Below are 26,243 nucleotides of genomic sequence, written 5' to 3' on the forward strand. Positions count from 1 at the left end.
CGTAATTGTTCATAGCTATGGTATGTCTTAGGCATTTGAGCAAGAGCCAACGTTTGTGGTGCGGTTTGTTGGTCTTGCTGGGGGGAGTTATGGTGCATCGCCCGATGCCTGGCTTCGCGCAAGCTGGTGACCTCAACCAATATTGTCAGCTATCTCAAGCTGAGGTTGATGCTAAGGAAGCTGTGAGACAACAAGCGGCCAATGGAGATGCCGTTGCGATCGCACAGTATCGCGATCTGCTCAAACGTCATTCAGATATGTTGCAAACCTGTCGGCAGCGTCAATGGCCTCGCCAGCAGGCGACCTGGATTCGTTTATACCCCTGTGATTTAAGACCCGGAGTGCTGGATGCTCTAATGGATCGAGTCATTAATTTGGGCTATACCGAGATCTATGTCGAGGTGTTTTACAACGGTCAGGTGCTGCTTCCTAAGCGGGATAATCGCACTGCCTGGCCCAGTGTTGTGCAACAGCGCGGCTATGAAAACCGTGATTTGTTAGCAGATGCGATCGCAGCAGGTCGTAAGCGAGGTCTCAAAGTACATGCCTGGATGTTCACCATGAATTTTGGTTATTCCTATGGCCAACGTCGAGATCGTCAGCAGGTACTGGCCCGTAATGGTAACGGTGAAACGACCTCAGCATTTGCCAGTCGCGGCGGTAGTAATAATCCAGAAGAAATCTTTATCGACCCCTATAACTACCAAGCCCAGAACGACTATTTGCGCATGTTGCAGGAAATATTGCAACGCAGGCCAGATGGCGTACTTTTTGACTACATTCGATATCCCCGAGGCCTTGGCAGTTACTCTGTTGCAGGTCAAGTTAGTGATCTCTGGATTTATGGCACTGCGGCCCAAAATTCCCTACTTCAGAGAGCCGTAAATAATAAAGGTAGAGAACTGATTCGACAGTTTCTCACCCGAGGATACTTAACAGAGGGCGATTTAGAACGAGTTGATAGGCAATTTCCCAATGAAGCTGAACCGCTGTGGCAAAGCCGACGACAAGCCAACAGCACGAGCGATGTGCCAGCTTCAGTCCGTCGCCCTGCTCTACAGTTAGAGCTGTGGCGTTTAAGTGTTGCCCATGCTGTGCAGGGAGTCATTGACTTTCTCACCACAGTTAGCCAACCCGTAAGACAACAAAATATTCCAACAGGTGTGGTCTTTTTCCCCACAGCCAATCAGCCTGTAGGCACTCAAGGGTATGACTCCCGCTTGCAACACTGGAATCGTTTTCCCACATCCATGAGCTGGCATCCAATGGCCTACAGTATCTGCGGTAACACCCGCTGCATTGTGCAAGAGGTGCAAATGGTACTACGGCAGAACAGTGCTAATAATGTGCGTCCTGCATTGGCAGGCGTATGGGGTAAATCAATTAATAACAGACCCTCCTTAGAAGCTCAGATGTCAGCGCTTCAGCAAGCAACCCCAAATATTAATTCAGTGAGCCATTTTGCCTATTCTTGGCAAGACCCAGAATTTGACCGAGTCAGAAAGTTTTGTGAATTGCCGTAGCTCAAATGCCTTCTTTAAAGAAGAAGCTGCGATAGCATTTCGTGAAAGTTATTGTTAAGTTTCGTTCTCTTTAAGGACGGTATATCGTCCAAAGATTGGCAAACAAAAAGTAAATAAAGGCCAAACGTGATAACTAGAGCATGCCATAAACGCTGTCTCATGATAGTTACCCTCACACATCATGGCTACTTAGCTTATGGGGGTCTCCCCAGCTCTGCGACTGGTCATGTTACGTAAATGAAAGTGTCACATCACAGAGTTGTTTACAGATGTGAATTTAGACCTTTCCTAAAGAATCTACTACCCAATCCGAATTCATTAAGCCCGATTAAAAATGGACAATCCTGTAGGGGTACTCCCTTGTGGATGTCCCTCGGTACCGGGCGTTATCAGTCAGGATTTTGTATAACACCTTTATAAAGAGCCCCCGTAGACCTAAAGAGTCTAAAGGGGCTTTTTATAGATTAATTAATAATTAAGGTTGTGTTGGGCTGATAATAATGCCTTGCTCAGAAATGCATTAATCGTTTACTCAACACCCTCAATACGGTTCTCTACTTCTTCATAGAGCTCCTGTAAACGTTCGATGTTGTTGTCGCTAGTTTCCCAATAGCCTCGACCATTGACTTCCAACAGTGTTGTTACCATGCGACGGAATGAGTTGGGATTCAAATCCATGAGTCGCTTACACATCTCCTCATCCTGGATAAATGTGGTGTTGGCATCTTCATAAACCCAGTTATCCACAGCATCAGCAGTCGCTGACCATCCCATGGTGTTCACCAAGCGGTTAGATAACTCACGCACACCTTCGTAGCCGTTGGCTAGCATGCCCTCGTACCACTTCGGATTTAGCAGTTTAGTCCGAGAGTCTAAACGAACAGTTTCCGAAAGGGTTCTGACTTGAGCATTTGCTGTAGTCGTATCTGCCACAAAGGAAGCAGGCTTTGTCCCGTCACCCCGTAGCTGACCAATCACCTTAGTGGGGTCAGAATCAAAGTAGTGGGAAACGTCAGTTAGAGAAATTTCCGAAGAATCTAGATTCTGGAAAGTAACATCAGCTGTTTTTAGGGACGCCTCAAACAAATCACGGGACTGGTCCATCACACCCGGATTGTCTGAGTTAAAAGCAAAGGACTTACGCTTGAGGTACATTTCCTGAAGCTCAGACTCCTCCTCCCAGCTACTGTTCTCAACCGCCAGGTTAACGTTAGCAGCATAGGAACCAGAAGCATTTGAGAAGATGCGAGTCGCTGCTTCTCGTACTGATAGCCCCATTTCCTCAGCCTGCTTCAAAGCATGCTTGCGAACGAAGTTCATTTCCAGAGGCTCATCGGCTTCAGCAGCCATTTTCACAGCCCGATCTAGCAGAGCCATCTGGTTGACGAACAAGTCGCGGAATACGCCAGAACAGTTAATCACCACGTCAATCCGGGGACGACCGAGCTCTTCTAGAGGAACAATCTCCAGCTTATTCACGCGGCCTAGGGCATCAGGTACTGGCTTAACCCCAACGAACCAAAGCATCTGAGCTAGGGACTCACCGTAGGTCTTAATGTTGTCAGTTCCCCAAAGAACAGAAGCAATTGTCTCAGGATACTGACCGCCATTGTCCTGGCGCTGACGCTCTAGGAGGCGATCAACCACCACCTTGGCAGACTGAACAGCTGCGGTGGTAGGAATGGACTGAGGGTCCAGGGCGTGGATGTTTTTGCCGGTAGGCAATACATCTGGGTTACGAATGGGGTCACCACCAGGTCCAGGTAGGATGTAATCTCCATCTAATGCTCTGAGTAAAGAAGACAGCTCGTTATCGGCAACAACCTGCTTCAGACAGAACTGTAGATACTCAAACAAAGGCTTAAGAGCTTCCTCGTCTACATTTTTGTAGCCAAGATTGTGAAGCGCTTCCACCCAAGGATCTTGGCGCTTGCCAAAGTTAAAGAACTTCAGCATGGTCTTCAGGGATACTCGACCCTCAGCGTCCAATTGTTCATTAACAATGGCACCAACAGCGGCACGGGTCGCTTCATTGATTTCGTACAGTAGCTGTACATCATCTAAGACGCCCAGATCGCTGTTGTTGTAGATTTCATCGATATCTCGCTCAAGACTCTCCGCAATGATGCGCTGAAGACTCTTGAACCCTTCCTCCTCACGGTCGAGACCTGCAATATTTACCAGGGTGGCTACGGCTTCCTCTGCTGTAGGGGGCTTTCCGATGACATGGAGACCACAGGGTAGCAGTCGAGATTCGATTTCCATCAGCTTGATGTAAATCTTGCCCACCAGGGTGTCGCGGTCGTCTTTACTAATTTGGCTAGCGTCTTCTACATCAGGAAGGACAACATCGCGATCTAAATTGACTTGGCGTGCCTTCTCAATGATGGCATTGACAATAGAAATCGCTCGACCGCCTTCTTTAAGCCCCTGGTACGAACCAATCAGCTCGCTTAGCTCCTTCAGTCCCTTGTACAAACCTGCATTCTCAGCAGGCGGTGTCAGGTAGCTGATGGTTTCTGCATAGCCACGCCGCTTAGCAATGGTGGCCTCAGAGGGATTGTTGGCAGCGTAGTAGTAGAGGTTTGGAGTACTGCCGATGAGGTTGTCGGGGTAGCACTGCCCTGACATACCCATTTGCTTGCCAGGCATAAACTCCAGGGAGCCATGGGTACCAAAATGCAGAACTGCATCTGCCTTCCAAATCTTTTCGATAAAGGTGTAGTAAGCGGCAAAGCCATGGTGGGGGCTAGCGGACCGTGAGAACAGCAACCGCATGGGGTCACCTTCGTAACCAAAGGTGGGTTGTACACCGATAAACAAGTTTCCGAAGGTCTTACCGTATACCAACAGATTCTGGCCGTCAGTATTGAGGGTGCCTGGCGGTGGTCCCCAGTTCTCTTCTAAGCGCTCTGAGTAAGGAGTCAGTTTTTCGTACTCAGCCACTGACATGCGGTAAGCAACATTGAGTTCAGGGCTATTGTATTGAGCCTGGGCATCATTGATAACTTCCAGCATCAAAGCTTCTGCCGACTCAGGCATGCCTTCGATGGTGTAGCCCTGCTCTTTCATTTCGACCATGGCTTCATAGATGGAGCCAAAGACGTTTAGATAGGCAGCAGTACCGACGTTACCCTTGTCGGGGGGGAAACTAAAGACGGTAATGGCTAGCTTTTTATTGGCACGTTTGACACGACGTAGGTTGGCCCATTTCAGAGCACGCTGGGAAATAATTTCTACCCGATCTTGCAGAGTAATAGCACGACCGGTCATGCCATCACGGCCAGAAACCACAATCGGATCAATGGCACCATCTAACTCAGGAATCGCCATCTGTAGAGCTACCTGAATGGGGTGTAGACCTAGATCGCTACCTTCCCACTCTTCAGTGGTTTGAAAGACTAGGGGAAGAGCCACCATATAGGGGCGATTCAGCTTCTGGAGTGACTCAATCGCCTTGGGATGATCTTGACGAGCAGGACCACCTACCAGGGCAAAACCAGTTAGAGAAATAACGGAATCAACCAGGGGCTCTTGAGTAACAGGCTCGTAGAAGAACTGCTCCACAGGTTTAGAGAAGTCCAGTCCGCCAGCAAAGACGGGGATCACTCGAGCGCCTAGGTACTCCAGCTCCTGCACCATGGATACATAGTGTGCTTCATCACCGGTAACTAGGTGGGTGCGCTGTAGAACAATACCAACGCAGGGAGCTTGGTCCCGTTTATGGGACGCAGGTAAATCCTGGCGGAAGCTATACCAGTTAAGGTATTCCTTGACATCTTCATACATGCAAGGAGCAAGGGGGTGCCAGATGCCGGTATCGGGATAAGTGACAGGCTCGTTGTACTCCATATTTTGAGGAGCACCTTCGATTTGCTTATCGCCGAACATGTAGCGATCGGCCAACATGAGCATGAAGTTCTCCAGGTTCTCAGGAGAACCGCCCAGCCAGTACTGGAAGCTGAGCATGAAGTTACGGGCATCTTGAGCTTTGTCTACGGGGAGATACTTGAGCACCTTGGGCAGAGTGCGCAAAAGCTTGAGCATGGCATCTTCAAAGCTGCCACCCTGCTTTTGGCGACGCTTTTTCATGAATTCGCCAATAGCACTCTTGGACTGACCCAACTGAGCCATGGAGAAGCTGCCCATTTTGTTGAGGCGCATCACCTGAGGCATGGATGGGAAAACCACGGCCACGTCAAGATTGTCACGGTGAGGCTTAACAGCAGCGGCAACTTTCTCGGCCAGTTCCTCAATAAAGATTAGAGAAGCAACAAAGACGTTGGCTTCAGAAACATCCTTCTTAAATGCTTCGTAATTGTTACTATCGCGAAGTTCCTCAATTAGATAACCGCTAACTTCTACTGCTATGTGGGGATTATTAGCGTTGATGGATTTAACAGCTGCTGACAGAGCGCTTTGATACTGTGGCTCTAAGACGACGTAGACCACTTTCATCAAGGACCGTTCGCCAAGGTTCTCGGGTGAGATATGTCTCACAGTGGGCTTGACGTTGGTGAACATGCAGTTTACTCCTTCCTCTGTGTGTGCTCGCTTGCAATGGGGGGTGATGACTGCCGCCTAGCATTTGAAACCCAGGAAAACCTAGGGCATTGCTACCGGTTGGACTGATTAGGAAATCGCAATTGACCCAGTAATCAGAAAAACGTTTGAAACACGCTTTACAAAAGTGCATTGATTACTGTATTGAGAAACATTCCATAACATCTGAATAGGTTTTTAAACCTATTGTGTTTGTATCAGAAAATCCCTGCTGACTAGGGATACAGCCATAGATGCGATACAAAATGACATATTGACTCTCACTTTATGTAACGAATTCGTTACATAAAGTGAGAGTGTTACTAATTCTTATACTTCAAATAAAGCAAAAAGATAATGATTGACAAAAGTCATGTTTTGTAGATTTTGGCTATTCTTTTGGATTTGTCTCGTTTTCTTAGGCTCGTGTTTTTACTGAAGCAATCTTCCATAAGATTTGATGTGTAAGAGACGTTCTCCGTTTGTTTTTTGGGGTTGACTATGCGGATTTTGGTGATGGGTGGGACGCGATTTATTGGGGTGTATCTGACCCGATTGCTATTAGCGGCAGGTCATAGGGTGACGTTGCTGAATCGCGGAAATCGTCCTGCACCTGATGGTGTGGAGGTGGTGAGGTGCGATCGCAAATCCCCCGAAGATCTCAAAGCCGCCCTCGCTGGCAAAACCTTTGATGCCATTTACGACAACAATGGTCGTGAGCTTGGCGATACCCAGCCCCTAGTCGAGTTATTTGGTGGCACAGTACAGCAGTTTATCTATGTCAGCTCAGCCGGTGTGTATCTCAAAAGCGAGCAGATGCCCCATGTCGAAGGCGACCCTGTGGACCCTAACAGTCGGCACAAAGGTAAACACCACACCGAAGACTATTTAATCGAGCAGGGAGTCCCCTTTACCGCTATTCGCCCTGTCTACATCTATGGTCCTCAGAACTATAATCCTCTAGAAAAATGGTTCTTTGACCGCATTAGTCATGACAGACCAATGCCCATTCCCGGTAATGGCAAAGCCATTACTCAGCTAGGACATTGTGAAGACTTAGCCCAAGCCATGGTTTCTGTGCTCGGTAATCCCAAAGCGATTGGGCAGGTCTACAATATCTCAGGTGAGCGCTACGTTACCTTTGATGGTCTTGCCCATGCCTGTGCTGAGGCCATGGGTAAACCTGTGCCAGATATTCGCCACTACGAGCCAAATCAGTTTGACTTTGGTAAGCGCAAAGCATTTCCCATGAGAGTTCAGCATTTCTTTACGTCCATTGGTAAAGCTCAAAGCGATCTAGGTTGGACGCCAAAATATAGCCTGGTCCATGGCCTTAAGGATTCCTATCAAAATGATTACTGCCGGTCAGAGCAGGCTGTGGACTTTGAATTAGACGATCAGATTTTGACATCTGTCTAGTTTTAGGCTGCCAACCCGCCCCATAACCGAAATCCAGGTTCGGTAACCCCCCCTTCAGAGAATTGCTCTGGATTAGCACTATAGTAATGAGCTTTTAAGAAACCAATTTTGAGGTTCACATTAAAAGCGGTGCTATTGCTGATTAGCTGGATGTGCCGATCCGAAGTTAATTCTGTCGGTCAGGGTTTCCCAAATTAAATCCTTCCGAGGATCAGCAATGCCGAAGATATGATTCGCCGGAGCAATTGATATGGGAAAAGTAGTTGGAATTGACTTAGGAACCACAAACTCTGTGGTTGCTGTAATGGAAGGGGGTAAGCCCACTGTCATCGCAAACGCAGAAGGCTTTCGTACTACGCCCTCTGTGGTGGCCTATGCCAAGAGTGGCGATCGCTTGGTGGGTCAGATCGCTAAGCGCCAGGCCGTTATGAACCCCATGAATACGTTTTACTCTGTAAAGCGTTTCATTGGTCGTCGCAACGATGAGGTTAGCAACGAATCCTCAGAAGTGCCCTACAACGTTCTTAACGTAAACGGCAACGTCAAGATTGAGTGCACTAACGCTGACAAGCAATTTGCACCTGAAGAAATTTCTGCCCAGGTACTACGTAAACTAGCGGACGATGCTAGTAAATACCTTGGCGACCAAGTTACCCAAGCGGTAATTACTGTTCCGGCTTACTTTAACGACTCCCAGCGTCAGGCAACCAAAGACGCGGGGCGGATCGCGGGTCTTGAGGTACTGCGAATTATTAACGAGCCTACAGCCGCTGCACTGGCTTACGGTCTTGATAAGAAGAGCAACGAAACCATTCTTGTCTTTGACTTGGGTGGTGGTACCTTCGACGTGTCCATTCTGGAAGTAGGTGACGGTGTCTTCGAAGTACTGTCTACTTCTGGTGACACCCACCTAGGGGGTGATGACTTTGATAAAAAGATCGTCGATCACCTAGCTGAGCAGTTTATGTCTCAAGAGGGCATTGATCTGCGTAAGGATAAGCAGGCTCTACAGCGTCTAACTGAGGCGGCTGAGAAAGCCAAGATTGAGCTTTCCAGCGTTACCCAGGCAGAAATCAACCTGCCCTTTATTACTGCAACTCAGGATGGCCCTAAGCATTTGGACTTGACCCTAACTCGGGCGAAGTTTGAGGAGCTAGCCTCTGACCTGATTGACCGCTGCGGTGTGCCCGTAGAGAACGCGATTCGTGATGCCAAGCTAGCCAAGGGCGACATCAACGAAATCGTACTGGTGGGTGGTTCCACCCGTATTCCTGCGGTTCAGGAACTGGTTACTAAGATTCTGGGTAAAGAGCCTAACCAGAGCGTTAACCCTGACGAAGTTGTTTCGATTGGTGCAGCGATTCAGGGGGGTGTACTGGCTGGTGAAGTTAAGGACATCCTGCTGCTGGATGTTACCCCCCTATCCTTGGGTGTGGAAACTCTGGGTGGCGTTATGACCAAACTCATCCCCAGAAACACCACAATTCCTACCAAGAAGTCTGAGGTGTTCTCCACAGCGGTAGATGGGCAGACCAATGTTGAAATCCACGTTCTCCAAGGTGAGCGTGAGATGGCCAATGATAACAAGGACCTGGGTGTGTTCCGTCTAGACGGAATTCCTCCTGCTCCCCGTGGTGTACCTCAGATTGAGGTGACGTTTGATATCGACGCTAACGGTATCTTGAATGTGACTGCCAAGGATAAGGGCACTGGTAAGGAGCAGTCCATTAGCATCACTGGTGCGTCCACCCTATCTGATGACGAAGTGGATCGGATGGTGCGGGATGCAGAGGCAAACTCCACTGCTGATAAAGAGCGCCGTGAGAAGATCGATGTGAGGAACCAGGCCGATTCTCTAGTTTACCAAGCTGAGAAGCAGATGGGTGAACTGGGCGATAAGATTTCTGAGGATGATAAGTCCAAGGTGGAAACTGAGATTGCTGGCCTGAAGGATGCGATCGCATCTGATGATGCCGCCAAGATCAAGGCTGGCACTGAGTCCTTACAGCAGGCCTTGTTTGCACTCAGCAGCAATATGTACGGTGGTGCTGACGCAGCCGCAGCGGCTGCTGATCCAGGTGCGACTGGTGGCGATGCTCCCAGCGGTGGCGGTGACGATGATGTCATCGATGCTGAATTCTCAGAAGAAAGTGACAAGTAAATCCTGTGATGAACCACGGCAGTTGACCTGACTTGGGACAACTGCCGTGGCATAGCCGACAAACTTGCTCCGGCTAGCAAGGGGGTGGATGGTTTTTACCATTCACCTTTTTTTGTAACTATTGATACCTGAACTCTCAGTGGAAGCTCAGGCTGTAATTATATTTAGGGCCGTTTTTGTTTAGTTTTTCTCGCACCTCAATGCAGCCACTAGCTAGTTCTTAGCTGGTGGCTTTTCTCTAATTAAGATTGTGTCGGCCTATGCCGAGGTTTAGCCAAGATATTGGGTTATTTAAGGCCAATTAACGAAACGATGCTTTGGCCAGTGAAATACTCGATGGCAATCAAAATTAAGAAACCCACCATGGCAGCTCGTCCATTGAGCTGCTCAGCATATTCGTTAAACCCTTTTTTGGGGCGTTCCAGCTTAGGACTCATGGAAGGCTTAATATCAGTCACGGTGTTAGGCGCTACGTCATACCTACTTATTCTCACTATCAAAGGGAGAGTTAGTCAATGAATTTTCCTGGGTAATATCGTTCTGTCTGATTGGTGACCCTACCTTGTTTGTGGGAGAGCTAAGCTAAGATCAGCGGCCAATTCTAGGACTATGACTCTGGCATTGGGCGCATTCAAACCCTTTCAGCTTGGAGGTGCCTGTGCAGATTGGAGTGCCTAAAGAAGTTAAAAACCTGGAGTTTCGAGTCGGCTTGAGTCCTGGCAGTGTCAGAGTGCTCACAGAACATGAACATCAAGTTATCGTCGAAGCTGATGCTGGAGTAGGAGCGGGATTTAGTAATACTGACTACGAGCAGGCAGGAGCCACCCTGGGTACAGCATCTGAGGCTTGGCAGCAGGCCATGGTGGTGAAGGTAAAGGAACCATTGCCCAAGGAATATGACTATTTACAAAAGGAACAGTTGCTCTTTACCTACTTACATTTGGCTGCTAGTCACGAACTGACGGAAGCATTAATACACAGTGGTGCGACAGCTATTGCCTATGAAACCGTCGAGAAAAATCATCAGCGTCCATTACTGACCCCGATGAGCATTATTGCGGGGCGATTATCAGTGCAGTTTGGAGCCAGATTTTTAGAAAAGCAGCAGGGCGGGCGTGGCGTATTGCTAGGCGGTATTCCAGGCGTGCGTCCAGGCCATGTGGTGGTGCTGGGAGGTGGTGTTGTGGGTACTGAAGCCACCAAAATGGCCTTGGGTCTTGGGGCTCAAGTGACGTTGATTGATATCAATCTAGATCGGCTCAATCAGTTAGAAGAGTTGTTTGGTTCGCGGGTGCAGTTGCTCTATAGCAACTCCGCCAATATTGAAATGGCTGTCTCCCAGGCTGATTTACTGATTGGTGCAGTTTTGGTGCCTGGCCGACGATCGCCCACACTCGTGTCGCGTACGCTGGTGGAGCAGATGCCTGAAGGGGCAGTGATTGTAGATGTAGCGGTTGATCAGGGGGGCTGTATTGAAACAGTACGACCCACATCCCATAGTGAGCCGGTGTATGTGGAGTCGGAAGTGTTGCATTACGGTGTGCCTAATATGCCAGGTGCTGTTCCCCGTACGGCAACGGAAGCATTGAATAATAGTACTCTCCCTTACGTGTTAACTCTGGCCAATATGGGGTTGGATGCGTTGGAAAAAGATGCGGCTCTGGCGGAAGGTCTGAATGTGGTAAATCACCAGCTAGTGCATCCAGCTGTGAAGGCGACGTTTCCAGATTTGTCTTAGTTCTGCAGGTTTAACATGGCTTGGCGAGTTTGCATTTGTAGCCAGCCTACTTGTTCGTGTTTATCGAGGCGGGCTACTGGGTTAAGGGATATGGCTTTGCCAATTCTGATATCGGCGGCTCGATAACGGACGATGGACTGAACATGGGTGAGGTCGTAGTGCTTTTCTAGATGGGGGCGTATAACGGGTGGGATGGTAATCGGTTCTAATTTCTCGGCTGTGGGTACAATCATCGTCGGTATGACCGGCACCTGGGCTACATAGGCCAGATGGGCGAAGCCTGATTGTAGCTGAGCCAGTGGGGCATCAAAGTCATTGGCAAAGATATAGTCTTCGCCTTCTGGAAAAATGCCGAGTAGTTTTCCCTGTCGTAAACGATGTAGCGCTTGCTTAATGGATGACGGTGTTGGGTAGCCTTCGGTTTTGACGGGGACCATGCCGGTTAGAGAGAGCACCTGGCTGGTAACGGGGATGTTTGTCATGTAATCGGCCACCATCCAGGCAATGTAGCGGGGTAGGGCGAAAGTTATGAGTAGGCCGTCGGTATCAGAGCGATGGTTGCAGACAATGATGGCCGCGCCACGCTGAGGAATATGGTTGATGCCGTGGGTTGCGATCGCAACTCCCCTCAATAAAAAAGGACGTAACAACCATCGCAGGCTATGGTAGACCGCTATTTGAACATCCATACCATCATCATTGAGAATAAGAGTGAACCTGGCTTCATATAGGCTAACGCCTCCAGGGGGAAACCCCCATCAAAAACAAAAACGTCTATGACCCCTGATGAACGGAACAAGTTAGAGGATGATTTACGGTCTTCTGCGCTGAATATACGTATCATTGCGTTAAATACGCTAGCCAATAAATCTCCTGATATTGCTATGCCTATATTGCGGCGTTTATCAAAAGAAAGCTCTTTTTTGTTAAGACGTTTGGCAGTAATGGGGTTTGGTAATCATGCTCCAGATGACGCTGCATTGGCTAGTTTGCAGGAGTTAATGACTACGGAAACTGATGCCAATGTGCTGGCGGAGGTGGCTAATTCCCTCTATGAATTTGGGGATATATCCATACCGCTTTTAGCGCAGCTATTTGAGGCCAATGACAACTGGCTTTTGCGGCAGACTGTATTATCAATTTTGCAAGAAAGCAACCATCCTGATGTGTTGCTTGAGGTCTCGCTCAATGCATTAGATGATCCGACTCAAACCGTTAAAGAAACAGCGATTTTGTCTCTGCGGCAGGTGTTGATGTCGCCTCTGCAAGCTGAAGCGTTAGAAGCATTGACTGCGTTAGCCAATAGTCCAATTTGGCGCGATCGTTGGCGGTCGGCGACTGCCCTGACGGGGTGCGATCATCCCCGAGCCAAGCGGCTATTAATGCAATTGCAAAAAGATGAAAATCACTATGTAGTAGCGGCTGCATTAGATGCCTCGGTGGGTAGTGGTCTGTAGGCAACGCCCATAAAAACGCCCCGACAAATTATTCATCAAAATTCCCCATGCCCACACCACGCGAAATTTTAGAGGCCCTATTGCCTAGCCTGAAAATAGCCGCAGGCTATGCTCGAAAAATCCAGGCCAGCATCGCAGTTCATCCCGATAAGTTTGACTCGGAGAACTTTTTTGCAACGGCTCTGACCGATGCGGATCTTTCCATTCAAACCTTTATTGAGGTGACCTTGTTATCACTGTTTCCAGAGATTCGTTTCTATGGTGAAGAGTTTGAGAAAACCTATAACACCAAGTATTTCCGTTCAATTAAGCTAGGCCCTCAGGATGACTATTTAGTTACCCTTGATCCCATCGACGGCACTCGGTTCTATATGGATGGTCATCCGAATTATCAGATTATTCTGACTGTTCTCAATGCTGATGGTTTTGAAGCGGTTATAGCCTTGAGTCCAGCGCTTGATCGGTTTTACTACAGTCTACGGGGGCAGGGCACATTTTACGGTACGCTAGCCGATGACCTTGATAGCTGTCAGCCATTAAAAATAGGCATACCGAAGGATCAGGTTTTGCTGAGTTGGGCGCTGACGCACCTTGCGGATTCTTTACAGGGACAGTTTGAGGCGATTTGCGTTAAGACTGACTATTCCCGAGAGGTGGCGATTCCTAATACGAATGGTTTACTCACGGGCGACCTGACCGGGGCGATTTTAGCGGCAGGTAAGTTTATCGATGGGGGTGCACTGAGCTGGATGGCAAAGGAGATGGGCTATGTGGTGACCGATCATCAGGGCAATGCCTTACCTGAACTAAGTGCTTGTAAGGACTATCAGTGGCCTGGCGTGGTGGTGGGGGCATCGCCGGAGGTGCATGGAAAACTATTGAAGGCATTAGCCAGTTATGGGTAAGCGATTTGTTCTACCAAATCTGCTTCATGGTCAATGTTAAGGCAGGTAGCTCAGGGGCTCCGCTAACAATTGCAGGGTTCTCCATGGTGACGACGGCTTGATCGGGTCGATTAGCCAGACAAAACTCAACAAAACCCTGGTGGGTCATCCCTGGCAGTTGAATGGCGAGGGGGGTGGTGGAAGGCTTGATTTGCAGAGTATTCATGGGACCGTAGCCGTTCGGTATCCATAGGTTAGCGTATGGAAAAATTCTTAGACCATCCAGACATGCAAGATAAACGACTTAATCTCAGATGCTTTGCGTAATCCATCAAGTTTTCTTTGGGTATGGTAGAAGCACATTGCAGAGCTTGATATCTCCGCATGAAGTGATACGCCCGATGGAAATCTTTTAGGAGAACCAATTTCTGCACATGATGTGGAGCCAAGGGCGTTGGCGGAGAAGATTAAAGAGTGGGGATCTGCTCTCTAAGTCCCTCACCTCGGAAGAAAGAGATTGTGATGAGGACAAAGATACTACCTAATGTGGCTACAGCCAGGAAGGGATTGCTAAGTATACATTCAGGTGCCAGTCAATGGGATGCATTCAAGACCAAGGATGGCTGTAGGGCAAAAAAAAGGATAGCCATTCGACTATCCAGCGTAATCTCGATTTAACTGGGGACATAATGAGCCTGGCGAATGCCAGGCCATAGACTTAAAAACCTAAATTTGCTTAGCTAAAAAGCCAGCTTCTGGGCTTAGATTGGAGGCACGCTAAGCAGTTAAGACTTTACACATAACCGACTATGACTTGCTAGTTGGGCATATCCAGTCCCTTAGATTTACGTAACTATAAGGTTCCCTATGAACATGGCCGATCTCGTGGCGAAATATGCGGAATCTGTCTGAGAGGGACGAATTTGCGACTTAATACTCACTCCCACTTACCCGTCCACCCAAACCTGCCAGCCTGGTAAAGTCACTGAGTCTGAAAAATATTTTGCACCATTTGCTTGTCGGAGGTAGCCGCAGCACGATCGAGCTCATCCACTTCGCTAGGGCTCAATCTCCATCCCATGGCACCAATATTCTGCTTTGCTTGGTCTAACGTTTTAGCCCCCGGAATTGGCGTTGTGCCTTTGCAGATACACCAATTAAGAGACGTTTGGGCCATAGTCTTGTCCCGCTCTGTAGCCACTTCTCGCAAACAGTCCAGCAACGGTTGAATGCCTGGCAGTAATTGCCGAAACAAAATACCCCGAAAACCTTTTGGTTTAGGCGTATTTTCCCCATATTTACCCGTCAGTAGTCCCAAACCAAGCGGGCTGTAGGCAATCATCTGGATGCCCAGTTCATCACAGAGTTCCTTTAAACCTAACTCGGTCACTGGATAGGTCGATAACAGCGAATACTGTACCTGTAAGGAGGTGATTGGAATGCCCCGTTCTGAAAAACGTTTATGCACCCAGCGCAGACGTTTGGGACCGTAGTTTGACAGTCCTACGCCTTTGACTAAACCTTGCTCATATAGATCTGCCAGACCATCTAAAAGGGGACCTTCTTGCCAGGGAAAGTAGTTGGCAGTGGGCCAGTGCATCTGGGCAATATCCAGACGACCCATACGTTCTTTGGAAGCTCTCCCGGCGTTGGCCATCATGCCTCGGGTTAATCGCCACGGATAAGCGGCTAGCTTGGTGGCTAAACAAATGTTCTCTTTATTTGGGCCTTCATAGACCTGGCTAAATTTCCCCAACAGTTTTTCACTTTGACCATTGAGTTTACCCGTGCCATAGGAATCACCTGTATCAAATAGTGTGACGCCATTTTCTACGCAACAGTTGAACACCTGCTGCAGGTCAGCATCCATACTCTCGTTATAGCCCCAGAACAAGCGATTGCCCCAAGCCCAGGTGCCACAGCCCATTTCAGGTAGCGTAATTGTTGTGGTGGCAGCAGTGGCGGTCATGAATTAAGTGACTTTGGATGCGACATTAGTAACCTATCTGCTTGAAGTCAACCCTGGCAAGAGATTTTCATCATCCCTTGCGTGTTCTTTTACCTCGCTCACGTTGGGGCTTCTATGGATTTAATTCTAGGGTGCTACTTTTTATTCCTACTTTTTATCGCGATTCCCACCGACGTGCATACACCCCGTTCACTATTCACCACTCAACTCTCTTACACACTGCCTGTATTCATCTCAACTGGGAACTGCTACGTATGAACTGCCTATATATCAAGATCAAGCTGCTCGAAAACCGCCCTTAGAAAATCTGGGCTAGACTACGTCTAATAAATCGTTTTGATGGAGTTTAGCCTGTGCGACTTTCCTGGCTACTGGGTGGTGGAACAGCGTTGTTGATGGTCAGCCTAGGTCTGGGACAATATCATATTTTTTCAACGGTGAGATCAGTGGCAATGGAAACTGGGGATGAGATCGCACAAACCTCCCCAACAGCGCCAGACATGGAGCAATCACATCAAGAAATCCTGACAGCGCTCACCGATGCCAGCGTGATTTACCTGGGTGAAACCCATACGGATAAAGCTGATCACGTGGCCCAGCTAGAAATCATCAAAGCGATGCATGGGGCCAATGGTGATATTGCCATTGGTCTGGAAATGTTTCAGCGTCCGTTCCAGTCAGTGTTAGATCAATACATTGCTGGGCAGATCACCGAGGCAGAACTGGTAGAGCAAAGCGAATATGAAACTCGCTGGGGATTTGACTGGGAACTGTATGCCCCCATTATTCGCTATGCCCAGAGCAATCAGATTCCGTTGATTGCTCTGAATACTCCCAGGGAAATTACTCGGAAGGTTGCCAGGCAGGGCTTAGCTAGCCTAACGGGAGACGATTTAACCTACATTCCTCCCATTGATGACATTGACACCAGTGATGAAAACTATCAGGCGATGGTCGCCCAAGTATTTGGTCACCATGGCGGTCACGGCAACAGCGGCCCCAGCTTTGAAAATTTCTTTGCTGCCCAGGTGCTGTGGGATGAAACCATGGCTGAATCCATCGCTGATTACGTTACGGCTGCTCCCGATACCCAAGTGATTGTGTTAGCGGGCGAAGGCCATGTGGTCTTTGGTTTTGGTATTCCTAGCCGAGTGCGACGACGCCTGGGGGATGACCTGGTGGCCTATAGTGTGCTCCTGAACCCACCAGCGACAACTCCCGAGTTAGCAGACTTTTTCTGGATTTCAGAATCGACCGAATTCGAATCTGCAGAATAATGCTTTCCTGGCCTGCTGCTAAGGAGAACACCCTATTCAATAGGAATAAAATCAAATCCAATGCCAGATCGATTGCCCACTTGAATCTGCACAAGTTGAGCCGCTCGATTGCGATCGCCTGAAGGTAAAAAATGCACCTCTCCGGTCGCGCCATCGGCGTAGAAGTCACCCTGATGCAATGTGTTGCGGAGGCCCTCACGACTGGGACTCTCTAACAGGGCTGCTCCCAGGGATGCGATCGCATCATAGGCCATGGCACTGCGCCAGCTAACATCGCCACCCCAAATTTGCCGTGCCTCTGTGACAAAATCAGAATTTGGGTCTGATAAGATATGCCAGGGTACTGCAACGACTAGCCCTTCTGCATCCACACCACCCTCTTTTAATACTTGAGGATGGTATAGATCATCACCACCAATGAAAGGGATTTCCTGGTTGATCGCAGTCATAACTGCCAGGGAAGGCTCCAAGGTATCTGTGCTGGATGCCAGCATAATCACGTCGGCCCCTTGCTCTTTGGCCAATGCAATTTGTTGCTCTGCATTAAATGCTGTATCGGCGAGATCGTATTCTGTCATCACTTCACCACCGTCACTAAAGACTGAGGTGGCAAATTCACTTTTTAATGACAGACTATAGGCACTGTTGGAATCGTAGTAAAGAATAGCTTTCTCGGCGTTCAGGTCATCGATCATGTAGCGGGCAAGAGCTGCAGCTGCAAAACTATCGCTGGGCACTGTCCGAAAAATATAAGGACTAAAGCCGGAGAGTTCCACCGATGTACTAATGGCAGAGACCATCGGCAGTTTGCCCTGGTCATACACGGGGGCTGCTGCCAACGTCACGCCACTGCTGTAATGTCCTAAAACTCCTAAAACTTCTGACCGATTTACCAACTCAGCGGCTACAGATTTAGCAATACTGGGATCGTTATCATCATTGGCAATCAGGAGCTTAATGGGGGTGCCTTGGCCATCGCTCACCTGATTCATTACCTGTTGCGCATGACCAGCACCCCGCAAAATTTCTAAGCCGATTTCACTGGTGTTGCCAATGGGGGCAATCACAGCCAGTGTATGAGCGGTTTGGTTGCCAATGCGAGCATTGTTCAAATAGATAAAGGCCTCGGGATCGTTACGGTTTTCGTCGAGTGCCGCTTCTAGATTTGCGATCGCTTGTGCGTAATCTCCTTTTGCATAGGCTGCCATACCTTGCATTTTTAAGTCTGAGGCATTGGGTAGTAAGCTTTGTGTGCCTCCACTGAGTCTGTCTGATATTGAGGTTTTCGCAACCACTGATGTTGATTGTGTGTCGGCACTAGCTGTCTTCGCGGTTTGCTTGGTGCTGACGCTGGATGATTTTGGTGTCAGTACACCTGCAATGCTAAGGAAGAAGACCCCTAAGATGCCAAACGTAGTCAAGAATAATAAGATTTCAAACTTGTAATTTTTTATGGTGCGCATGGCTCAGACAAAAGCGTTTTAGGTTAATCGATTAGCAAAGATCAATGCAGCGTATTGACCCGAATTTTCTTCACAGAGTTTGCTGATTTGCTGAAGTCTTTGGAGCCAACACGTTTTTATCATGTTTTTATAGTGACTGCTCTTATAGCAGTTTGGTTCTCAATCATTCACATCACGTAATAAGTAGCCATAAGTAGACAGTAGTGTGCCCGGTTCCGATATAGGTGTCACCATGGCAGAATTTTGTGAGAGCCAGCATATAAAAGCCCCTGCTACAGTTATGCAGCAGGGGCTTTTATACCAAATCCGAACTCATTAAACCCGATTAAAAATAGGTAACCCTGTAGGAGCAATCCCTTGTGCGGTTCGGCTGAGCTCACCGTCGAAGCCATGCCCTGCAATATCGGGCGCTATCAGTCAGGATTTCGGATTGAGAGATGGGCCGAAAAGCTAAACCCAAGACAAAAGTTCGTACCTACCCGATACACTTTGATAGGTCTATCTATCTTTGATAGATAGACCTAGGCTGTAGGGACAAATCTTGGGGGAATAGGTCCTTTACTTGACGGATACCTTAGCGCCAGCTTCCTCAAGCTGCTTCTTAGCAGCTTCAGCGTCATCCTTGGAGACACCTTCTTTAATGGCTTTAGGCGCACCTTCAACGATAGCCTTAGCTTCCTTAAGACCCAGACCAGTGAGGGCACGAACAGCCTTAAGAACAGCAATCTTGTTGCCACCGAAGTCTTCGAGAACAACGTCAAATTCAGTCTTCTCTTCAGCTTCTTCACCGCCGCCACCACCAGCGCCGGGAGCCATCATCATCATGCCACCAGCAGGGGCAGCAGCACTTACATCAAAGGTCTCTTCGATTTGCTTAACAAGCTCAGACGCTTCCAATAGAGTGAGCGACTTAAGCTTTTCCAAAATTTCGTCAGTTGCAGCGGACATGGATTTCTCCTTGATTAATTACAAAACAGATAGAAACTAGAACAAAGCTGGGATTTACTCGCCGCCTTCGCCACTTTCTTTGTCGACATAGGCCTGAAGACCACGTGCAATAGACGACGGTACTTCTTTGACGCCCACTGCAACTTTGGTTGCCAGAGCGTTGATAGCACCTGCAATCTTCGCGTAAAGCTCTTCCTTGCTGGGTAGATCGGCTAGGGCTTCTGCTTCTGCACTTGTCAGAGCTTTGCCTTCTAGTACGCCACCACGCAGTTCAGTCTTTTTAGTGTCCTTCTGGAATTTCTTATATTCCTTGACGACACTACCGATGTCTTCTTTGGTTAACAACAGTGCAGTGGTGTCTTTCAATAACGCCTGCACTGGCTGCCAATTTTCGTCATCTTGAACCGCGATGCGGATCAGGGTGTTTTTAGCAATTTTACAAGTGCCACCCTTCTCACGAATACGGTTACGTAGATCGCTGATCTCGCCTACCGTCAGACCTTTGTAGTCAATAACAAAAATAGATTGAGTATCACTCAAGAGATCCTTGAGTTCGGCAACAATCTCTTTTTTGTTTTCTAGGGTTCTCCCCATTCGGATCTCACCTCCTTAATTGCGGGGATACAGTAGAAATATTGCTACTGCTCAACCTAAACTAAAATTCGAAATCAAAAGGGCCTTAGCTAATTGCCGAGGCCCAAAGATAAGTGCTACTTACACCCACTCTCTGCATCTCGGCAGGTTATTAAGCAAAATGCACCTGCTGTCTTCGAATGCTTATTTAGTTTTGGATGTTTTTAAGTAGCAATACCTCCAAAGCTTGTCACTGCTGATTCTCAACAGTAATTTTTTAATCTATGCAGCTGCATCCTCTAGTTGCAAGTCACGCAGTGCACTGATATCCATTTTAATGGCAGGTCCCATCGTAGCAGCTACTGACATTGTTCGCCAGTAACGACCCTTAGCACCTGAAGGACGATTACGATCAATCGTCTCTTGCAGAGCTTTTAGGTTCACCAGTAAGTCTTCAGCGCTAAAATCGGCTTTGCCAAACATCACATGGACTATGCCAGATTTGTCCGCCCGGAACTCTAGTTTACCGGCCTTAAAGTCATTAATTGCCTGGGCCAAGTCAAAGGTCACAGATCCCCCCTTCGGCGATGGCATTAAACCACGGGGACCTAAAATACGACCCAGCTTAGCTACTTTGGGCATCATGTCGGGCGTGGCAATCAGGATGTCAAAGTCCATCATGCCCTTTTGGATCTCGTCGATTAATTCCTCAGACCCGGCCATGTCTGCGCCGTTATCGGTTGCTTCAGCCACCTTCTCGCCACGGGCAATGACAGCAACGCGAACGTTCTGACCAGTGCCTTTAGGCAAGGCCACAGTAGTACGTAATTGCTGATCGGTATATTTGGGATCAATACCCAAACGAATGTGAGCCTCAACAGTCTCGGTGAACTTTGCAGTGGCTGTTTCCTTCAGCAGCTGCATTGCTTCCAAGGGCTCATAAAATTTGTCCTGTATTTTTGCCTGCAGCTCTCTCAAGCGGCGCGACACCTTCTTTGTCATGTTTTTACTCCTAGGGGTCATAACGAAGTTAAACTTCTTCCCCAAACGTTGGTCAAATAGATAAAAAATGCATCTGTATGCTGACGTTAGTCAGAAACAGTAACTCCCATATTGCGAGCTGTGCCTTCAATGATGTTCATGGCTGCTTCAACGTCATTAGCGTTGAGGTCAGGCATTTTCATTTCAGCAATTTCTTGCAATTGGGCGCGAGTAATAGAGCCAACTTTTGTTTTGTTGGGCTCACCTGAACCCTTCTCAATCTTGGCCGCCTTTTTGATTAGCACGGAGGCTGGCGGTGTTTTGAGAATGAACGTAAAACTTCTGTCTTCAAATACAGAAATTTCAACCGGGACAATTAGTCCAGCTTTGTCAGAGGTCTTAGCGTTATATTCTTTGCAGAACGCCATAATGTTGACCCCGTGCTGACCCAAGGCGGGACCAATTGGCGGTGCAGGGTTCGCTTTTCCAGCTGGGATTGCCAGCTTAATAAGGGCAACTACCTTCTTCGCCATTGATTAACTCTCTTTTTGCACTTGGTTAAATTCCAGCTCAACGGGGGTATCGCGACCGAAAATCGATAACAATGCCTTAAGCTTGCTCCGTTCAGGGCTGACTTCAATGACTTCACCACTGAAGTCCTTAAACGGACCAGACAATACCAAGATCTTGTCGCCCTCAGCCATATCAACTTTGACTACAGGTGCCTGTTCTTGGGTCTGCTTAAAGATACGTTCGACTTCGGCTCTACTTAGAGGCATGGGTTTAACATGCCCTCGCCCACGTCCAGTGGCTCGGCGCTGCTCAGCACCGACAAAGTTAATGACATGGGGGGTGTTTTTAACCACCTGCCATACGTCATCCTCCAAAATCATGCGGATGAGGACGTACCCAGGAAAAACTTTTTCCTCAATATTCTGACGACTGCCGTCTTTACGCAGTTTGACCGCAGGAGTCTGCGGTATTTCAATCTGGAAAATGTACTGGTTAACGCCCAGGGTAATGGCCCGTTGCTCAAGGTTGAGCTTAACGCGCTTTTCGCACCCGGAGGCTACTTGTACCGCATACCAGCGAGACTGTGACTTTCTCGGTTCCTCAGGAACGCTAGAATCGTTACTGTCAGCTGTATAGTTTGGATCGTCAGAAGCGTAAGTCATTAGAACACCTGTCTAGAAGCCCAACCAAATAGTTTATCCACTAAGTAAATAAGTGTGGCAGACACACCCACCATTAAGATGACAGCTGCAGATTCACTAATCAGCTGCTGTCTGGAGGGCCAAACCACTTTGCTCAATTCTTCGCGAGTGCCTTTTACAAAAGACGCCGCGTCAAATGAGTCAGAGGAGTCGCTCGGCTGCTTTTCAACTACTTTCTTAGCGTCCTTTTTGACCACGTCATTAGCTTCCTTGTTTGCTACATCGAGTCAGATTGATCATGAATCAATCCAGAGATACCCAAGCAAAAATTCTACCTAAAGCTCACTGCTTGATAGAAAAAGAAAAAATCTCTTTCCTTTAAGCAACAAATCTAAATGCTTTAGGCAGAACTTATGCTAATCGCTCAGCGCGCCCTGGAGGACTCGAACCCCCGACATTCGGTTTTGGAGACCGACGTTCTACCAACTGAACTAAGGACGCACGACTCTTTGAACTTACCCCATTGTAAGGCTTAATCTGCGGGCTTTAGATGCCCTAAGACTATTTTTTACCTGATTTGTCAATGGGACGATCAAAGCGCTGCTTCAAGCGAGTTGACTTACCAACGCGATCGCGAAGGTAGTACAACTTAGCACGACGCGCTTTACCTCTGCGTAGAACCTTAATATTGGCTACGCGAGGTGCATGAAGTAAGAAAACACGCTCCACACCTACACCTTGAAAGATGCGACGTACGGTGATCGTCTCGTTGATGCCACCATTGCGCATAGCAATGACGGTACCTTCGTAGGGCTGCACACGTTCCTTACCACCTTCTACAATTCGGACACCGACCCGAACTGTATCCCCAACATAGATTTTGGGGATGTCTTCTTTGATATGTTCCGCTTCTATTGAGCGGATAATCTCCTCAGCGTTCATAAGCCCTGAAAAGCGCACGGTCTTTAATAGTAGGCCAACATGGTCACAAATACCAAGGGTTTTTGGAGGGAATTTCAAGAAGGTGACTGCTGCCTGTCTGGTCAATGGGGAATGGTCAATGGGGAATGGGGTAAGAATCCTGCATACTATATATGGTGTGAGCTAGATAATGCTCAAGTGCCGCACGTTTAACCCATTGCAAACCTCAATCACCCACTATGAATGTTTTAGGTAATTTACTGTCGCGGGCCTTAGCTGCACCAGTTATGGTAGGTCCGCGTAAGCATCAGGGGATTGAGTTAAAGTCTGCGCCTGAGAGGGAGACGATGCGCCAGGCCGGACGGATTGTGGCAACGGTGCTGAGGGAAATTGCCGATCAGGTGCAGCCTGGAATGACCACAGCAGATCTAGATGACCTCGCAGAGCACCGTATTTGTGAAATGGGTGCAACGCCTAGTTTTAAGGGGTATCACGGATTCCCAGGATCTATCTGTGCCAGTATCAACGATGAAGTTGTCCATGGCATCCCTCGTAAGCGCAAGGTCATTAAGTCTGGCGATTTACTTAAAGTAGATACTGGAGCCTACTTTGAAGGTTTTCATGGTGACTCCTGTATCACGATTGCTGTCGGCAAAGTGAATGGCAAAGCCCAGGATCTGATGCAAGCAGCTGAGTCTGCATTGTATGCAGGCATTGCCCAGGCGTTACCAGGGAAAACCCTGCTCGATATTGCTGGAGCGATTGAAGATAGTATTCATGCCAGTGGCTATACCGTGGTTGAGGAATTTACCGGCCATGGTGTAGGCCGAAACCTGCATGAGCCCCCATCCGTATTTAATTTTCGGACTAAAGAATTACCCAATGTCACGCTCAAGCCGGGTATGGCCTTGGCGATTGAGCCAATTGTGAATGAAGGCTCTAAGGTGACCCGCACTCTGCGGGATCGATGGACGGTAGTGACCTGCGATCGCAAACTTTCTGCCCAATTTGAACACACAGTGCTCATCACCGAAGACGGCCAAGAAATTCTGACCGACCGGTCTAAGGTCTAACGGGTTTTGAGTTGATGGTCCACTAAGCCATTCAACCTAATGATTTCTCAGTTCGCTAACTAAGAACCAAGCACTAAGAACTATTTTTTCAACTGGGCAAGGTCCACACAAGCATCCTCGTCATAGTCCACTTCGATATCGATGGTGTAGGCCTGCTGGGAGGATTCCTCGGGAAAATCAGTGTAGTCTTTGGCCTTTTCTAAGGCAATTTCGTTAAGAAACCCATAGCCAGAGCTGCGTAGTAAAGCGGGCTCGGTTGCGATCGCGCCATCGGCATCCACAACGACACCTACTAATCCTTTTGCTGGTATGGGGGTCAGACAGCTCAGAAAGCGTCGACCCTCATCAGCTATCAACGGATAACTAATTTCTACAGCCTTTTCCAAACCTTGAGCTTCGGATACGTTTAAGCCTTGTTCTTCAGTTAGGTTAACTAGCCATTTTTGCTTAGTTTCTTCGGTTTCAGGATCTGTCGTGCGCAGCACGCTATGCCGTAAACGTGTCAGGAAGTCTCGTAACAGATTCGGTACTTCTGCCTGTGCACCATCTTTAAGTGCGACTAGAGTGGGTGGTTCTTGAACTGTGGGAGTATTATCGGCTGTGTCATCACTGCCCCCGCTGTTGGGAGGATTGCTAGGGGGAGATAGAATCGCAATTTCATTGCCAGTATTCCGGTTGTCTGTTTGGTTTTGGGAGGTGCTGCCTCTTCGATTATTTCCATTGTTGGTACTGGCCCGACGACGGTTATCGGAATTGCTACGGCCAGTTGTAGAACCGGTTCCATCCGTTTGACCATTCCGCGTTTGACGGGTTTGAGCTGGCTGCTGACTGGCTGTTGTGTGCCCCCCCGCTGATGCCGGTTGACGAACGGCTGTGGCTACACCAGCTGCAGGACGAGGGGCAGGTCTGGTAGCGCTAGGAGCTACCAGACCTGCCTTGGGAAGGATCCGGGTGACCGTGATGCTTTCGCCTTCTGGATCGGGGGCAGGCACTACAGAATCAGATGAACCACCTGCTATTGGAACCATTAACAGCCCTGCATGTAGACCCGCAGCCAGCAAAAAAATTGGATTAAAAAGCAACTTCAAAAAATTCATGGCAATGCAGGGAATAACTAAAACGAAAGCCAACCTAGATATAGGTTAAACAATAGGCCTGGGGTTTCTGAAATGAACTATTCCAAATATCTAACTGCTCCCATAGAGTCGGTTTAGAAAAATAGTCTAGCCTAAACGTCTAACTCTGCCGTGGATCGTTAGGCCAGACAAACACTAAGGTTGTTCCCTTCAAATCAATGAGAGAGATGTAATTAACGGGTTGTTCATCAGCTGAATAAACACCATAAAAAGGATGACCACCGTATAGACCTTCCTCGACCTGGCTCATGCCTGCACTGATGAGAGCCTGTCCCAATCCTTCTCGGCTGACAAGATCAATATTTCTAGCAATCTGCTTGAAGGATACTTGAGGCAGGGGTAAATACGTGCCGTTTACGATACTTTCTGTGGTGAAGAATGCGGCGGGCTCAACAACATTTTCCACAGCTTTACTGCGGAATCTGAGGTCGATTGGATCCGTTGGATCAATGGTTAACCATTCACTGGTGATGTCAAAATTGTTGGTTCCGTTGTTGGGGTCAGTCCCTAGAAACTGACTTAGACTGCTATTGAGAGACGATTGTTGAGCAGGATCAAACCCAAATGATGGCTCCTCTTCTTCAAACTCTGCAAATTCCTCGTCGAATTCTTCCTCAAACTCTTCCTCTTCAATAATTTCTTCTAGTTGCTCAGGTACCTCGGTGAGTACGGGGGGAGCTACAACGGGGGCCGGTGGTGCTTCAGGAGTCGGTGCTTGAGGCTCTTCTGGTGGAGGTGGTGCAGGTTCTGCTGGAGCTAAGATATCACTGAGGCTGACAGCTTCGATGGTGACTTCCTCTTCAGGTTCTGTCTCTACAACGTCTCCTATTTTGGGTGCTGATAAATCAACAGCTGGGAGCACCAGTAAAATAACGTGTGCTCCCAATGCTATCCACACAACTGGGCGTTTCAGAAAACTGACTCCGTAGGTTGAAAGTTGTATCGTGACATAGGGGAGCGCTCGAATAAATAACATTGGTTGCATGGCAAGACTTTTGGCCATAGAGACCAAATTCTTGCGAGA

23 protein-coding genes, 1 tRNA gene and 1 other annotated feature are annotated in these 26,243 nt (G+C 48.2%); of the genes, 8 read left to right on the forward strand and 16 right to left on the reverse strand.

Going from position 1 to position 26,243, the window contains the following annotated elements; all coding sequences use genetic code 11:
* Positions 1-89: 89 nt before the first annotated feature.
* A complete protein-coding gene (locus SPB21_RS29125; RefSeq protein WP_499056910.1) occupies positions 90-1,523 on the forward strand; it encodes a family 10 glycosylhydrolase in 1,434 nt (477 codons plus the stop codon).
* A gap of 528 nt (positions 1,524-2,051) precedes the next feature.
* Here the strand turns inward: SPB21_RS29125 and SPB21_RS29130 are convergent.
* Positions 2,052-6,047, reverse strand: coding sequence for a magnesium chelatase subunit H (locus SPB21_RS29130; RefSeq protein WP_163660482.1), 3,996 nt, complete (start codon positions 6,045-6,047; stop codon positions 2,052-2,054).
* Between the two features lie 519 nt (positions 6,048-6,566).
* Here SPB21_RS29130 and SPB21_RS29135 point away from each other — a divergent pair.
* Together SPB21_RS29135 and dnaK are read left to right on the forward strand one after the other, a co-directional pair.
* Entirely contained in the window at positions 6,567-7,484 is a 918-nt protein-coding gene (locus tag SPB21_RS29135) for an NAD-dependent epimerase/dehydratase family protein (RefSeq protein ID WP_499868464.1), read from the forward strand.
* 250 nt (positions 7,485-7,734) lie between these two features.
* Positions 7,735-9,645 carry a molecular chaperone DnaK gene (gene dnaK / locus SPB21_RS29140; RefSeq protein ID WP_458789387.1) on the forward strand — a complete coding sequence of 637 codons (1,911 nt, stop codon included), beginning with the start codon at positions 7,735-7,737 and terminating at the stop codon, positions 9,643-9,645.
* Positions 9,646-9,932: 287 nt separating this feature from the next.
* Here dnaK and SPB21_RS29145 read toward each other — a convergent pair whose 3' ends face one another.
* Complete coding sequence (locus SPB21_RS29145; protein ID WP_250566268.1) at positions 9,933-10,103, reverse strand: CAB/ELIP/HLIP family chlorophyll-binding protein; 171 nt, start codon at positions 10,101-10,103, stop codon at positions 9,933-9,935.
* A gap of 200 nt (positions 10,104-10,303) precedes the next feature.
* Here SPB21_RS29145 and ald point away from each other — a divergent pair, with 200 nt between their 5' ends.
* Positions 10,304-11,383, forward strand: coding sequence for an alanine dehydrogenase (gene ald / locus SPB21_RS29150; protein WP_163660476.1), 1,080 nt, complete (start codon positions 10,304-10,306; stop codon positions 11,381-11,383).
* Here the strand turns inward: ald and SPB21_RS29155 are convergent.
* Positions 11,380-12,072 (reverse strand): lysophospholipid acyltransferase family protein, encoded by a 693-nt coding sequence (locus tag SPB21_RS29155; RefSeq protein WP_163660474.1) that lies wholly within the window; start codon positions 12,070-12,072, stop codon positions 11,380-11,382. The genes ald and SPB21_RS29155 overlap by 4 nt on opposite strands.
* 87 nt (positions 12,073-12,159) lie before the next feature.
* Between SPB21_RS29155 and SPB21_RS29160 the strand changes: the two genes are divergently transcribed.
* Both SPB21_RS29160 and SPB21_RS29165 read left to right on the forward strand, forming a co-directional pair.
* Positions 12,160-12,840, forward strand: a complete 681-nt coding sequence (locus tag SPB21_RS29160) for a HEAT repeat domain-containing protein (RefSeq protein ID WP_499868467.1) — start codon at positions 12,160-12,162, stop codon at positions 12,838-12,840.
* Positions 12,841-12,887: 47 nt separating this feature from the next.
* On the forward strand, positions 12,888-13,745 hold the full coding sequence (locus SPB21_RS29165) for an inositol monophosphatase family protein (RefSeq protein WP_163702249.1): 858 nt from the start codon (positions 12,888-12,890) through the stop codon (positions 13,743-13,745).
* Positions 13,746-13,755: 10 nt separating this feature from the next.
* On the opposite strand, the gene SPB21_RS29170 is transcribed toward SPB21_RS29165, so the two are convergent.
* The gene (locus tag SPB21_RS29170; protein ID WP_499056905.1) at positions 13,756-13,950 is read right to left on the reverse strand and encodes a hypothetical protein; all 195 of its coding nucleotides are present in this window, start codon (positions 13,948-13,950) and stop codon (positions 13,756-13,758) included.
* Between the two features lie 756 nt (positions 13,951-14,706).
* Positions 14,707-15,693: an aldo/keto reductase gene (locus SPB21_RS29175; RefSeq protein ID WP_163702253.1), complete on the reverse strand. Its 987-nt coding sequence runs from the start codon at positions 15,691-15,693 to the stop codon at positions 14,707-14,709.
* Positions 15,694-16,046: 353 nt separating this feature from the next.
* On the opposite strand from SPB21_RS29175, the gene SPB21_RS29180 reads away from it, so the two are divergent.
* Positions 16,047-16,970 (forward strand): ChaN family lipoprotein, encoded by a 924-nt coding sequence (locus SPB21_RS29180; RefSeq protein WP_499868470.1) that lies wholly within the window; start codon positions 16,047-16,049, stop codon positions 16,968-16,970.
* Between the two features lie 32 nt (positions 16,971-17,002).
* On the opposite strand, the gene SPB21_RS29185 is transcribed toward SPB21_RS29180, so the two are convergent.
* From SPB21_RS29185 to rplS, 9 genes are all read right to left on the reverse strand, one after another.
* Positions 17,003-18,433 (reverse strand): ABC transporter substrate-binding protein, encoded by a 1,431-nt coding sequence (locus SPB21_RS29185; protein ID WP_499868472.1) that lies wholly within the window; start codon positions 18,431-18,433, stop codon positions 17,003-17,005.
* 558 nt (positions 18,434-18,991) lie between these two features.
* Positions 18,992-19,381 carry a 50S ribosomal protein L7/L12 gene (gene rplL, locus SPB21_RS29190; protein WP_163660459.1) on the reverse strand — a complete coding sequence of 130 codons (390 nt, stop codon included), beginning with the start codon at positions 19,379-19,381 and terminating at the stop codon, positions 18,992-18,994.
* Positions 19,382-19,435: 54 nt separating this feature from the next.
* Positions 19,436-19,975 (reverse strand): 50S ribosomal protein L10, encoded by a 540-nt coding sequence (gene rplJ, locus SPB21_RS29195; protein WP_163660457.1) that lies wholly within the window; start codon positions 19,973-19,975, stop codon positions 19,436-19,438.
* 65 nt (positions 19,976-20,040) lie between these two features.
* Positions 20,041-20,171: a sequence feature (ribosomal protein L10 leader region), on the reverse strand.
* Positions 20,172-20,236: 65 nt separating this feature from the next.
* Entirely contained in the window at positions 20,237-20,956 is a 720-nt protein-coding gene (gene rplA / locus SPB21_RS29200) for a 50S ribosomal protein L1 (RefSeq protein ID WP_163660455.1), read from the reverse strand.
* A gap of 86 nt (positions 20,957-21,042) precedes the next feature.
* The gene (gene rplK / locus SPB21_RS29205) at positions 21,043-21,468 is read right to left on the reverse strand and encodes a 50S ribosomal protein L11 (RefSeq protein WP_006518043.1); all 426 of its coding nucleotides are present in this window, start codon (positions 21,466-21,468) and stop codon (positions 21,043-21,045) included.
* 3 nt (positions 21,469-21,471) lie between these two features.
* Entirely contained in the window at positions 21,472-22,110 is a 639-nt protein-coding gene (gene nusG / locus SPB21_RS29210) for a transcription termination/antitermination protein NusG (RefSeq protein WP_163660453.1), read from the reverse strand.
* Positions 22,110-22,346: a preprotein translocase subunit SecE gene (secE, locus tag SPB21_RS29215; RefSeq protein ID WP_163660451.1), complete on the reverse strand. Its 237-nt coding sequence runs from the start codon at positions 22,344-22,346 to the stop codon at positions 22,110-22,112. The genes nusG and secE overlap by 1 nt, the downstream gene beginning before the upstream one ends.
* Positions 22,347-22,517: 171 nt before the next feature.
* Positions 22,518-22,590: transfer RNA gene (locus tag SPB21_RS29220), tRNA-Trp, on the reverse strand.
* A gap of 60 nt (positions 22,591-22,650) precedes the next feature.
* On the reverse strand, positions 22,651-23,031 hold the full coding sequence (rplS, locus tag SPB21_RS29225) for a 50S ribosomal protein L19 (protein WP_006518040.1): 381 nt from the start codon (positions 23,029-23,031) through the stop codon (positions 22,651-22,653).
* A 218-nt stretch (positions 23,032-23,249) separates the two neighbouring features.
* On the opposite strand from rplS, the gene map reads away from it, so the two are divergent.
* Positions 23,250-24,083: a type I methionyl aminopeptidase gene (gene map, locus SPB21_RS29230; protein ID WP_163660449.1), complete on the forward strand. Its 834-nt coding sequence runs from the start codon at positions 23,250-23,252 to the stop codon at positions 24,081-24,083.
* 80 nt (positions 24,084-24,163) lie between these two features.
* On the opposite strand, the gene SPB21_RS29235 is transcribed toward map, so the two are convergent.
* Positions 24,164-25,180 carry an energy transducer TonB gene (locus tag SPB21_RS29235; RefSeq protein WP_163702258.1) on the reverse strand — a complete coding sequence of 339 codons (1,017 nt, stop codon included), beginning with the start codon at positions 25,178-25,180 and terminating at the stop codon, positions 24,164-24,166.
* Between the two features lie 139 nt (positions 25,181-25,319).
* Complete coding sequence (locus SPB21_RS29240; protein ID WP_163702260.1) at positions 25,320-26,222, reverse strand: hypothetical protein; 903 nt, start codon at positions 26,220-26,222, stop codon at positions 25,320-25,322.
* Between the last annotated feature and the right edge of the window lie 21 nt (positions 26,223-26,243).

Origin of the sequence: Leptothoe sp. ISB3NOV94-8A, assembly GCF_043421595.1 — a bacterium.
In the GTDB taxonomy this organism is placed as follows: Bacteria; Cyanobacteriota; Cyanobacteriia; order Phormidesmidales; family Phormidesmidaceae; genus Leptothoe; species Leptothoe turfae.